This window comes from Streptomyces sp. NPDC002698 (assembly GCF_042888945.1).
Taxonomy (GTDB): Bacteria; Actinomycetota; Actinomycetes; order Streptomycetales; family Streptomycetaceae; genus Streptomyces.
On sequence record NZ_JBIAQM010000004.1, the window covers coordinates 15,670 to 27,440 of the forward strand.

Sequence of the window (11,771 nt, forward strand, 5' to 3'; positions counted from 1 at the left end):
CAGCTCTCGGGTCAGAGGGCGAGGGGTCTGGATCTGCCGACAGGGTGTCGCCTGCCGCCGTCACCGTGACGACAGGACCTAGGACCGCGAGCGCCAACTCTCTGCCTCGGTAGCGGAGTTTATACGACGCGTGTTCAGGCGGTGTTTCGTCTAGTCGCCCCGAATTCGAAGAACAAGTCGATATCCGGTCGGCGAAATGCGGGATTCATCCCGGTTCTGCGCGATCGAATCGCGGTGACCTCGGAATACTTCGCCCGAGCGGTCGGCCGATTCTCGTCGGCGTTTTTCACGAGATCGTTCCGGACGGCAAACTTGCTGAATGCTCCATGCCTCGTGAATGTGCCCGGGGCCGATGTCCAGACTAGCGGCCGAAGAGCGCGCGCGGGACGTTATGGATCGTGTTGCCTGGGCATCATCCCCCGTGACCCGGGACGCCAGGGCCGGAACGTCGGCCTGCCCATCCGAGGAGGGACACTTCGATGGGGGAGAAGGTCGTGGCAGGGACGTTCGGCCTGTCCGATCGGCAGCGCCACCGCGACAAGCTCCGGCAGTGTCTGGCGGGGCTGGAGCGACTGCTGGAGGAGAAGCGGTTCGACCGCCCGAAGAACCTGATGGGCCTGGAGATCGAATTGAATCTCGCGGGCCCCGACGGCATGCCCAGAATGATGAACGGGCAAGTACTCGAAAGGATTGCGAGCCGCGACTTCCAGACAGAACTCGCCATGTTCAACCTGGAAGTCAACATAGCCCCACACCGATTGGGCGGCCGGGTATTCGACCGGCTCGCCGAGGAGATCCGCACCTCGCTCGCCTACGCCCACCGGAAAGCCAGTGAGGTCGACGCCGGAATCGTCATGATCGGTATTCTGCCGACGCTCGGCCAGGACGATCTGGTGTCCTCCAACCTGTCGGACGTCGACCGCTACACGCTGCTCAACGATCAGATCGTGGCCGCGCGCGGAGAGGATTTCGAACTCGACATCGACGGTGTGGAGCGTCTGGTCTGCCGGTCGGCGTCCATCGCCCCCGAAGCCGCCTGCACCTCCGTGCAGTTGCACCTCCAGGTCACACCGGGCCGGTTCGCGGACGTGTGGAACGCGGCGCAGGCGGTCGCGGCCCCACAGGTCGCGGTCGGCGCCAACTCGCCCTTCCTGTTCGGGCGTGAGCTGTGGCGGGAGTCGAGGCCCCCGCTCTTCCAGCAGTCCACCGACACCCGGCCGCCGGAGCTCCAGGCACAGGGAGTCCGGCCGCGCACCTGGTTCGGCGAACGGTGGGTGACCTCGGCGTACGAGCTCTTCGAGGAGAACCTGCGGTTCTTCCCGCCGCTGCTGCCCATCTGCGACGAGGAGGACCCGCTCGGTGTCCTCGACGCCGGGGGCGTGCCCAGGCTCGCCGAACTGGTGCTGCACAACGGCACGGTGTACCGCTGGAACCGGCCCGTGTACGGCATCGCCGACGGCGTCCCGCATCTGCGCGTCGAGAACCGGGTGCTGCCCGCGGGGCCGACCGTCACCGACGTCCTCGCCAACGCGGCCTTCTACTACGGTCTGGTCCGCGCGCTCGCCGAGGAGCAGCGTCCGGTGTGGACCCGGCTGTCCTTCGAGGCGGCCGCCGCCAACTTCGACGCGGCCTGCCGGCACGGCATCGACGCGCGCCTGGAGTGGCCGCGGCGTGGCCGTTACGGCGGGACCACGCAGGTGGACGCCGTGAGCCTGGTGCGCGACGAACTGCTGCCGCTGGCCGCCGCCGGCCTGGACGCCTGGGGTGTCGAGCCCGCCGACCGGGACTTCTATCTGGGCGTGATCGAGGACCGGTGCAGACTGCGCGTCAACGGCGCGACCTGGCAGGCGGCCACCTTCCACCGGGCGCTGGAGAAGGGGCTCGGCCGCGAGGCCGCGCTGGCCGCGACGACGCGGCGCTACGGCGAGCTGATGCATCTCGGGGAGCCCGTGCACACCTGGCCGGTGGGACTGCCGGAGCCGGTTCCGCTGGGGTGACGCGCGGCGGTGCGGGTGCGCTCGGCCGCGCCGGGCATCCGGCCTCGGGGTGTGTCGTCGAGGCGCCTTTACGACGGTCCGGCGGGGAGGCGGGACAGCGGGCCCGCGGGGGCGGGCGGTCGTGGCTGGTGATGGCGTTCGCGTGGCTCGCGTGGCTCGCGTGTCCAGGCGGTCGTGGTCGGTCCGGGGCGCCCACGTGGGTGTGGTCAGCCCGGGTTGTACGCGTGGTCGTGGTCGGTTCGGGTCGCCCGCGTGGGTGTGGCAGCCGGGGTTGTGCGCCTGGGTGTGGCAGCCCGGGTGGCACGTGCGGGCGTGGTCAGCCGGGGTTGCCCGCGCCGGCGGCTGTGATCGCCTTGAGCATCGCCGCGTGGATCTGTGAGGGCTCGTTGACCCGCTGGCCGGAGCCGCCGGTCGCCCTGGCGATCTGGTCGACCTCCCGCCGGTCGCTGTCGGGGCCCACCGCGATGGCGATCAGCGGCACCGGGTGCTCCGGGTCGGCCAGCTTCTGGAGCTCGGAGACGAGCTCGGACCGGGAGATGCTGCCGGGGTCCCGGTTGACCCCGTCCGTGAGGACGACCAGCGCGTTGAACCGGCCCTTCGCGTAGGAGGCGACCGCCTCCTTGTACGCGGCGAGCGTGGTGTCGTACAGACCGGTCTCTCCGTGCGGGACCGGCTTCAGGGACTTGAAGGCGGCGGTCAGCCTCGCGCGCTGGCCGCCCTTCTTCTTGCCGTCCCCGAGCCGCCCGGTCGGCACCAGCACGCGGTAGTCCTTGTCGCCGTCGAGCTTCGTGGAGAACTTCCACAGCCCGATCTCGTCCTCGGCGTTGAAGGTGGCGAGGGCCTGGAGCAGGGACTCCTTCGTGACGTCCATACGGGACCGGCCGTCGCCCGGCAGCGTGACGCCCATGGAGGAGGAGGCGTCGACGACCGTGGTGATCCGGGCGCTCTCCACCGTGATCGTCCACATGCCGAGGGCCTCCTGGACCGCGCCTTTCGACGCGGAGTCGGCCAGGATCCGCGTGTACGGCTGCGGGGACCTTCCGCCGGCCTCGGCGACGAGTGTGGCCGACGGGCTCTCCGCGTCCGTGCGGAACCCGAACACCCGCAGGAACTGCCGGGGTGCCGCCTCTCCGAGCAGGGTCATGAACCGCAGGGCCGCACGGCCCTCGTCGGTGCTCAGCCGCGGCTCGTCGACCAGCGTGTACGGGTAGTCGAGCAGCGGCGAGCCGTCCTCGGGGTAGAAGAGGTCGAGGTCCTGGCCGCCGTCCGGCGCGCTGTTGTGCGCGAACGCCGCCTGCTCGGAGAGGATCAGCGCCTGATTGCGGCCGGCGCTGTCTCCCCCGGTGGCCGAGCCGTCGCGCGCCAGAGTGCCGAGGAGTTCGGTGTCGCTGTCGGACGTGTGCCGCGAGAGCGCCTTGGCCATGGCGGCCGCCCGGACGTCACCGTCCTTGACGTCGGAGGTGGCCGCGCTGATCCTGGCCAGCGCGAGCAGTCCCGTCGAGCTGCGGGCGGGATCGACCGCGCCCAGTTCGAGCTTCTCGGCCCGCGTCGTCCCCCCGGCCAGCTCGGTCCAGGTGTACGTCTTCGCGGGCCAGCCCAGCCTCTTGGCGGCCGACGGGACGACAGCGACGCCGATGGGTGAGGACGCGACGTTGCCCAGGCTGGTGACCTGCGTGGCGGAGCCGGTGTCGGCGACCCGCTCCACCCACGCGTCGGAGTCCGGCACCCACACCTGCACGTCGGACTTCCTGCCCGCCCCGAGCGAGGCGGCGACCTCGTACGACTCGCGCGCCGTCACGCCGACGTCGAGACAGCGGCCGTCCGAGGTGACGTTCTTCTCGCGCGCGTCCCTCGCGACGGCCCGTAGCGCGGGCGCGATGTCCGGCGAGGCGGCCACCTCGATGTGCACGACATCGTCCTCGCAGGAGCCTCCGAAGGAGAACAGGCTCCCGCGGACCGCGGCGGCCGTGCCTCCGACGACGGTGAGGACGAGTGCCGTCGCGAGGGCCGTATTGCGACGGCGTGCGCGGATCCGGGGGTCGGCGGAGCCCGCCCGTCGAGCGTCGGGCAAGCTGTGACGTCCCATGACGGTGAGGTCCTCCCAGACGAGCCTGAGCCGTGAGACAGCCGCAGAACAGGCGGAGGGGGATGTACGCCCCGTACGGTGCCCGCCCCCGACGGCCTGTCGCGCACGATCTTCGTAACTTCTTTCGAGACCCTAGCGGGGCGAGGACGGGGATGCGGTGGGAATACCCAACTGGAGGCGGGAGTGCAGGTGGAGGCGGGATCGGTGGCCGATTCTTTTCCGGGGGAGAGGCTGACCCGACGGATTCTCCGGGACGAGACGCTGCTCGTCCTGGCGCTGTCGCTCGGCGCGAGCGGAGTGTCCGCGCTGATCAGTTTTGTCGGATCGGTCACGAAACCCGGAGGTCTCAAGGACCAGGCGGCCACCCTCAACGCCTCGGCGGCGCCGGGCCGGCCCTGGCTCGACCTGGCCTGGCAGCTCTTCGGTATCGCGTCCGCCCTGGTGCCGGTCGCGCTCGTCGCGCACCTGCTGCTGCGCGAGGGACAGGGCATGCGCGTGATCGGCTTCGACCGTACGCGCCCCTGGCCGGACCTCGGACGCGGCGCCATGGTCGCGGCGGTGATCGGCAGTTCGGGAATCGCCTTCTATCTGGCGGCGCGCGCGTTCGGCGCCAACCTCACGGTGGTGCCCGAGGCGTTGCCGGACGTGTGGTGGAAGTTCCCCGTGCTGATCCTGTCGGCCGTGCAGAACGCCGTGCTGGAGGAGGTCATCGTCGTCGGGTATCTGCTGCGCCGGCTCGGGCAGTTGGGCTGGACACCGGGGACGGCGCTGATGGCGAGTGCGGTGCTGCGCGGCTCGTACCACCTCTACCAGGGCATCGGCGGGTTCGTCGGCAACATGGTGATGGGTGTGGTCTTCGTGTATCTGTACCGGCGTTGGGGCCGGGTCGGACCGCTCGTGGTCGCGCACTCGCTGCTCGACATCGGTGCCTTCGTCGGGTACGCGCTGCTCGCGGGGAAGGTCGGATGGCTCCCGACGGCTTGAGCCGCGCTCGCGAGGAATGAGCGGTGGAGCCGGTTCCCGAAGGGGTGCGGCGGATCCGGTTCCGGAAGGGGCGTACGACCGTCTCGTACGCCCCTTCTCGTGTGCCGTCGTGCCCTCGTGCGGGGCCTGGCGTACGGGTCCCGGGGGTCGTCGTGCCGGATCCCGCGGGCCCGCTAGACGAGCAGGTCGCCCTCGATGACCGTGACCGCGTGGCCCGAGAGCAGCGTGCGGTCGCCGCGCACTTCGGTGCGGACCAGGCCGGAGCGGGGGGAGGCCTGCAGGCCGGTGAGGGCGGGGCGGCCGAGGCGATCCGACCAGAACGGGGCCAGGGCCGTGTGGGCGCTGCCGGTGACCGGGTCCTCGTCGATGCCGACGTTCGGGAAGAAGCAGCGGGAGACGAAGTCGTAGCCGCGTGACGGGTCTTCGGCGCGGGCGGTCGCGATGATGCCGCGCTCGGAGTAGCGGGCGAGAGCCCTGTGGTCCGGGGCGAGGGCGCGGACCGTCTTCTCGTCGGCGACCTCGACCAGCAGGTCACCGGTGTTCGGGCCGGTGTCGAGGGTGCGGAGCGGCTCGGCACCGAGCGCCCCGGCGACACCGTCGGGGGTCTCGACCGGGGTGAGGGGCGCGGTCGGAAAGTCGAGGGTGATCGAGCCGTCGGTCTCCGGGGTGGCGATGAGGACACCGCTGCGCGTGGCGAAGCGCACCGGGCCGTGGTGGGCGCCGGTGGTGGTGAGGACGTGTGCTGCCGCGAGGGTCGCGTGTCCGCACAGGGCGACCTCGGTGGCGGGGGTGAACCAGCGCAGCGCCCAGTCGGCCTCGCCGCCCTCCGGCAGGCGGTGGGCGAACGCCGTCTCCGCGTGGTTGACCTCCGTGGCCACGCTCTGGAGCCAGGAATCGTCGGGGAAGGAGTCGAGGAGGAGGACCCCTGCCGGGTTGCCGGCGAAGGGGCGGTCGGTGAAGGCGTCGACGATACGAATCCGCATGCTCCGAAGCTAGCGGCGCCCGCGGGCCACGGGCCAAGGCCAATCCGGGGGATCTGGCCCTTTGCCGTGCGCGGTCAGGGTCCGCCATCACCGGACCCCCGTCGTCCCGGGCAACTCGGACCAGAACGCCGCGAGCCGCTCGGGGCCGAGAACGCACGGAAGGGGGTTGTCATGCGAACGGTACCGATATATCGTTGACGCATCGCGACCGATCAACGATGGAATGGAGTGATTGCGATGCGTTCCCGTGGAGAAGACTTCGGATACGAGCACGGACACGGACATGGGCACCACGGCGGACCCGGCCATCGGGGTCGGGGCGGCTTCGAAGGGCTGCGGGGGGCCTTCGGGCCCTTCGGACCGGGTGGTCCCGGTGGCCCCGGCTTCGGCGGACCCGGTTTCGGACCGGGCCCCTGGGGCGGGCGCGGCGGCCGGGGCGGACCGCGGGGCAGGGCGCGGCGCGGCGACGTACGCGCGTCGATCCTCGCGCTGCTCAAGGACCGGTCCATGCACGGTTACGAGATGATCCAGGAGATCGCCGAGCGCAGCGGCGGGGCGTGGAAGCCCAGCCCGGGTTCGGTGTACCCGACCCTTCAGCTGCTGGAGGACGAGGGCCTGATCACCAGCGAGGCCGAGGGTGGCAAGAAGCTGTTCTCGCTCACCAAGTCGGGCCGCAGCGCGGCCGACGAGGGTCCCGACGCGCCGTGGGAAGAGGCCGGGCGCGGGGTCGACTGGGAGACGCTGCACGAGATCCGGCAGGCCGGTTTCGGTCTCATGGAGGCCTTCGGCCAGGTCTGGAAGACCGGCAGCAAGGGCCAGCGCGACAAGGCGCTGGCGGTCATCAACGAAGCCCGCAAGAAGCTGTACCTGATCCTCGCCGACGAGGACTGACGGCGTGTTGTGGTACCTGCCGGCGCCCCGTGGAAGTGTTTCCGCGGGGCGCCTGTCGGTCTACGGAGCGCCGGGCGCCGCTTCGGACGTCGCGCGGACGCGCGAGACTCAGGCCACCAGCCCGGCCAGCTTGCGCAGCGACTCGTCGAGGGCGGCCGTCGCCGAGTCCTTGAGCTTGCCGGCCATCAACGAGACGGCCGCACCCGTGAACTCCCCGTCGATGCGCACCGAGGTGGCGTCGCCGTCGGGGGTGAGCGTGTAGCGGGTGGTGACGTTCACCGACATCGGGCCCTTGCCGCGGATGGCCAGGGTGCGGCCGGGCTCCAGTTCCTCGATGGTCCAGGTGACCTCGGCCGGGAAGCCCATGAGCTTCATGTTCTCCGCGAAGGTGCCGCCCACCTCGAGCTTTTCCGGGCCGCCCTGGGGAAAACCGGTGTGCGTCGCGTTCCACTCGCCGTAGGCGGACCAGTCGGTGAGCTGGGACCAGATCTTCTCGGCGGGCGCCTCGATCCGTGCTTCCGCGCTGACTTCGGCCATGCGACCACCCCTTCGTGTCGGGCGCTGCGCCCGGCGCAGCTACGGTGCCGCGGAACGTAGCTCCAGGCCCTGGAACATTCAATACTGATGGACCGTCAGAAAATGTGGAGAGGGCCGATGCGTGCCCCGCACCGGGGCTGGGAGCGGGGAGTGCCGGCCGGGAAAGTGTGGGGCAAGGCGGCGCGCGCTCCCTGGGGGAAAATCGGCGCGAAGTCATCCGCAAGGAGGAGGATCCGCACAGGGATGCCCACCCTGTGTCGGACCCGAAGATGCTGCCCGCCGCGGATGACGTGACGCGGCGCGACTGATGGGGTGGAGCCTGTGCCGCCCCGTATTCCCCAGCAGTCCGCCACCGCGAGCGGACCGAAGCATGTCGGCATCGAGGCCGGACTCGGCGCAGAGCTGGCCCCGGTGGTCTCCGGCGCGCGCAGGAGAGCGCTGCGCGACGGGGACCGGCAGATCGACACGGCTCATCTGCTGCACTCCCTGCTGGAATGCGACCCCGATGTACGCGCCGTCTTCGAGGGCGGGCCGCAGCTCGCCCGGCTGCTCGGCTACCTCGTGCAGCGCAGCATCGGATACGGACTCCGCTGGCAGAACGCCGTCGAGAACTCGGGCGCCGGACCGGTGGCGGCCGGAGGCAACAACTGGTCCCCGGTGGCGGCCGATGCCATGGGGGAGGCGTACGGGCGTGCAGTGCTGCGGGGTGACGAGCGGGCCCGCGGTCTCGATCTGCTCGCGGCGCTCGTCGCCGATCCCCGGTCGCGGGCCGTCGAGGTTCTCGGACGGGCCGGTGTCGATGTCCCGCGACTGCCGGAACGCGTCGAGAGCGGACACGAGGACCGCGTCGAGAGCGGACGTGGGGAGCACGTCGAGAGCGGGCACGAGGAGCGCGTCGGCCGGGAAGGCGTCGGCTGACGCGCGTCCGGAACTCGACGGCCTTTCGGAGCATGGCCTGTAAGAGCCGGTCTCTCGGGTGGGGTTGCCGGGGTGAGCTCGCCGGAGCGGGCCTGTCGGAGTGGGCCTGCTGGAGTGGGTGGGGTGGCGCGGGTGCGCGAGGGTCCGGACGCCCGTGACCGGGACGCGCGCAACCCGGATGTCCGGACGCCCGGAACCTGGACGCGAAGTCTGACCGGGTGGGCCCGCGGCGGTCGTCGTGGGTCCGTTCCGGGGTCCAGCCGCTGAGACAGGTGTCTTCGGGGGTGACGGTCATGTCGTCGCCTGTCATCATGTGCCGGTGCATACGTCTCAGGGCAGTCAGGGCAACCACGGAAGAGGCGTCGGCCTGAGCCTGGCGCTCGTGTCGGCGGTCGCTTTCGGCGGATCGGGTGTCGCGGCCAAGCCGCTGATCGAGGCAGGTCTCGACCCGCTCCACGTGGTGTGGCTGAGGGTCGCCGGTGCCGCCCTCGTCATGCTGCCGCTCGCCGTGCGGCACCGGGCGCTGGTCAAGCGACGCCCCGCGCTGCTCGCCGGGTTCGGACTCCTCGGCGTGGCCGGTGTCCAGGCCTGCTATTTCGCCGCGATATCCCGTGTCCCGGTGGGCGTCGCCCTCCTCGTGGAGTACCTCGCCCCCGCGCTGGTCCTCGGCTGGGTGCGCTTCGTGCAGCGCCGGCCCGTCACACGTGCCGCGGCTCTCGGAGTCGTCCTCGCGGCCGGCGGACTCGCCTGCGTGGTGGAGGTGTGGTCGGGGCTCGGCTTCGACGCCCTCGGACTGCTGCTCGCGCTGGGCGCCGCCTGCTGCCAGGTCGGCTACTTCGTCCTGTCCGACCAGGGCAGCGACGCGGGCGACGAGGCACCCGACCCGCTGGGCGTGATCGCGTACGGGCTCCTCGTCGGCACCCTCGTGCTGACCGCGGTCGCGCGCCCCTGGACCATGCGGTGGTCCGTCCTCGGGGGCAGCGCGGACATGGACGGGACGTCCGTGCCCGCCCCGCTGCTCCTCGGCTGGATCGTCCTCGTCGCCACCGTCGTCGCCTACGTCACCGGTGTCCTCTCCGTGCGCAGGCTCTCCCCGCAGGTCGCGGGCGTGGTGGCGTGTCTCGAAGCGGTGATCGCCACGGTCCTGGCGTGGGTGCTGCTGGGTGAACGCCTCTCGGCTCCCCAGATCGCCGGCGGAGCGGTGGTCCTGCTCGGCGCGTTCATCGCGCAGTCCTCGGCCCCGGCGAAACCCTCGCAGGAGCCGGTCGCGCGGGGGACGAGCGAGACCGGACGAGAGTTGTCGGCCAACGGAACGGCCGTCTAAAGTGCTGATCATGCCTGCGACGCTCGTTCTTCCGCCTCCGGCCGCCTGAGGCGGGCGTACCGGAACACGTCCGGCCCCGTGCCGGGCGGAACGGCGCTGCCCGCAGAAGAAGTCCGAGGACCTTCCGCAGACCCCTGCCCCCGTGGCACGGGCTGCGACGCGGTCCCTTCCCGAACTTCTGCGGAACTGCGGAGAGAACACGTGTCGAACACCGCTGTCGGCCTGCCCGTCGGGCGAGGCCTGCTCTATCTGATCGTCGCCGGTGCCGCCTGGGGCACCGCGGGCGCCGCCGCTTCACTGGTCTACCGGGCCAGTGACATGGGGCCGGTCGCCCTCTCCTTCTGGCGCTGCGCGGGCGGACTCGCCCTGCTGCTCGCCGGGCGCCTGCGCCGTGGCCCGGGCCTTCGCCCGCGCCGTCTCCCCGGGCAGCGCGGGGCCCGTCCCGCCGGGCGGGAACTCCTCGGCCCCAAGGCGCTGCGTATCGGTCTGACCGGCCTCGGGCTGGCCCTCTTCCAGACCGCCTACTTCGCCGCGGTCGAGGCGACGGGCCTGGCGGTGGCGACCGTGGTCACCCTGGGCGCGGGGCCCGTCCTCATCGCGCTCGGCGCCCGGCTGACCATGGGGGAGCGGCTCGGCCGGGGCGGGAGTGCCGCCGTCGCGGGGGCCCTGACCGGACTCGGTGTGCTGGTCCTGGGCGGCGGGGACGCCACCGTGCGCCCCTGGGGTGTCCTGCTCGCGGTGCTCTCCGCGGCCGGATACTCCGCGATGACGCTGCTCACCCGGTGGTGGGGACGTGACGGCCGCGTCGACGGGTCGAGCACGACGGTGTGGGCGTTCGCCGTCACCACCGTGTGCCTGCTGCCGCTCGGGCTCGCCGAAGGGCTGTTCCCGCACGCCGTCCAGCCGGTCCGGCTGCTGGTGCTGTTGGCCTACATCGCCGCCGTCCCCACCGCGCTGGCCTACGCGCTCTTCTTCGCCGGCGCAGCCGTCGTCCGCTCCGCCGCCGTGTCCGTGATCATGCTCCTGGAGCCGGTCTGCGCGGCCGTGCTCGCCGTCGGGCTGCTCGGCGAGCGGCTCACCCCGGCGACACTCGTCGGCACCCTGCTGATGCTCGGCTCGGTCGCCGGACTCGCGGTGGCGGAGGCGCGTGCCGCGGGGGCGGAACGGCTCGCCGCGCCCGAGGAGGCGCTTCTCGTGTGACCCCCAGGGCGCCCGGCGTGAGACGGCCGAGCTCGGGCGGCCGGGGACCGGCACCGGTTCCGGTGAGAGCCGGTGCCGGCCCCGGCGCACGTCGGGCCGGGGCCTGGTCGTTCGGGACAGGTGTCGTGACCGGCCCCGGGCCTACAGGGTCTTCAGGTAGTCGGGCAGTCCGATGCCCGGTGCCAGGGTGTCCGCCGGGACCGGGACGCCGTGGCCCTTGGTCAACGGGACCACGCCGGTCCAGTGGGGGAGGGAGAGATCCTCGGGGTCGTCGCTCGGGCCGCCGGTGCGCAGCTTGGCGGAGACCTCGTCGAGATCCAGGCTGATCACGGCCGTGGCGGCGAGTTCCTTGGCGTTGGCGGGACGGGAGTCGGCCGAGCGGCCGGGGACGGCGTGGTCGACCAGCGCGTCCAGCGCCAGGCGCTTCTCCTCGGGGTCCGTCACCTGGTGGGCGACGCCGTGCACGACCACGGAGCGGTAGTTGATCGAGTGGTGGAAGGCCGAGCGGGCCAGCACCAGTCCGTCGACATGGCTCACGGTGAGGCAGACGGCCAGCCCGGGATCGGTCCCGCCCGTCATGCGCAGGGGGCGCGAACCCGTGGATCCGTGCACGTAGAGCCGCTCGCCGACCCGCGCGTACAGCGTGGGCAGGACGACGGGCGCGCCGTCGCGGACGAATCCGAGATGGCAGATGTAGCCCTCGTCGAGTATCGAGTGCACCAGCTCCCGGTCGTACGCGGCGCGTTCCTTGGAACGGGTGGGGACAGTGCGGTCGGTCGGGGTGTAGGCGGCGGACGCCGCCGTCCTCGGCTGCTGGGTGCTCGTCTCCGACATTGCCAACTCCATTGCAC

Annotated in this window: 10 protein-coding genes; 6 read left to right on the forward strand and 4 right to left on the reverse strand. The window is 71.7% G+C overall.

Going from position 1 to position 11,771, the window contains the following annotated elements; genetic code table 11:
- Positions 1–479: 479 nt before the first annotated feature.
- Entirely contained in the window at positions 480–1,997 is a 1,518-nt protein-coding gene (locus ACFYW9_RS07145) for a glutamate--cysteine ligase (RefSeq protein WP_389145844.1), read from the forward strand.
- A 316-nt stretch (positions 1,998–2,313) separates the two neighbouring features.
- Here ACFYW9_RS07145 and ACFYW9_RS07150 read toward each other — a convergent pair whose 3' ends face one another.
- Complete coding sequence (locus ACFYW9_RS07150; protein WP_389145847.1) at positions 2,314–4,083, reverse strand: substrate-binding domain-containing protein; 1,770 nt, start codon at positions 4,081–4,083, stop codon at positions 2,314–2,316.
- 183 nt (positions 4,084–4,266) lie between these two features.
- Between ACFYW9_RS07150 and ACFYW9_RS07155 the strand changes: the two genes are divergently transcribed.
- A complete protein-coding gene (locus ACFYW9_RS07155; protein WP_326789033.1) occupies positions 4,267–5,067 on the forward strand; it encodes a type II CAAX endopeptidase family protein in 801 nt (266 codons plus the stop codon).
- Positions 5,068–5,240: 173 nt separating this feature from the next.
- Here ACFYW9_RS07155 and ACFYW9_RS07160 read toward each other — a convergent pair whose 3' ends face one another.
- The gene (locus ACFYW9_RS07160) at positions 5,241–6,050 is read right to left on the reverse strand and encodes a PhzF family phenazine biosynthesis protein (protein ID WP_351866053.1); all 810 of its coding nucleotides are present in this window, start codon (positions 6,048–6,050) and stop codon (positions 5,241–5,243) included.
- Between the two features lie 237 nt (positions 6,051–6,287).
- Between ACFYW9_RS07160 and ACFYW9_RS07165 the strand changes: the two genes are divergently transcribed.
- Positions 6,288–6,941, forward strand: coding sequence for a PadR family transcriptional regulator (locus tag ACFYW9_RS07165; RefSeq protein ID WP_389145851.1), 654 nt, complete (start codon positions 6,288–6,290; stop codon positions 6,939–6,941).
- Positions 6,942–7,049: 108 nt separating this feature from the next.
- Here ACFYW9_RS07165 and ACFYW9_RS07170 read toward each other — a convergent pair whose 3' ends face one another.
- Positions 7,050–7,478 carry an SRPBCC family protein gene (locus ACFYW9_RS07170; RefSeq protein ID WP_389145854.1) on the reverse strand — a complete coding sequence of 143 codons (429 nt, stop codon included), beginning with the start codon at positions 7,476–7,478 and terminating at the stop codon, positions 7,050–7,052.
- A gap of 321 nt (positions 7,479–7,799) precedes the next feature.
- Here ACFYW9_RS07170 and ACFYW9_RS07175 point away from each other — a divergent pair, with 321 nt between their 5' ends.
- From ACFYW9_RS07175 to ACFYW9_RS07185, 3 genes are all read left to right on the forward strand, one after another.
- Complete coding sequence (locus ACFYW9_RS07175; protein WP_389145857.1) at positions 7,800–8,396, forward strand: Clp protease N-terminal domain-containing protein; 597 nt, start codon at positions 7,800–7,802, stop codon at positions 8,394–8,396.
- Positions 8,397–8,709: 313 nt separating this feature from the next.
- Positions 8,710–9,720, forward strand: a complete 1,011-nt coding sequence (locus ACFYW9_RS07180) for a DMT family transporter (RefSeq protein WP_389145860.1) — start codon at positions 8,710–8,712, stop codon at positions 9,718–9,720.
- 201 nt (positions 9,721–9,921) lie between these two features.
- Positions 9,922–10,920: a DMT family transporter gene (locus ACFYW9_RS07185; RefSeq protein WP_389145863.1), complete on the forward strand. Its 999-nt coding sequence runs from the start codon at positions 9,922–9,924 to the stop codon at positions 10,918–10,920.
- A gap of 141 nt (positions 10,921–11,061) precedes the next feature.
- Here the strand turns inward: ACFYW9_RS07185 and ACFYW9_RS07190 are convergent, their stop codons facing one another.
- Positions 11,062–11,754 carry a pyridoxamine 5'-phosphate oxidase family protein gene (locus ACFYW9_RS07190; protein ID WP_389145866.1) on the reverse strand — a complete coding sequence of 231 codons (693 nt, stop codon included), beginning with the start codon at positions 11,752–11,754 and terminating at the stop codon, positions 11,062–11,064.
- Between the last annotated feature and the right edge of the window lie 17 nt (positions 11,755–11,771).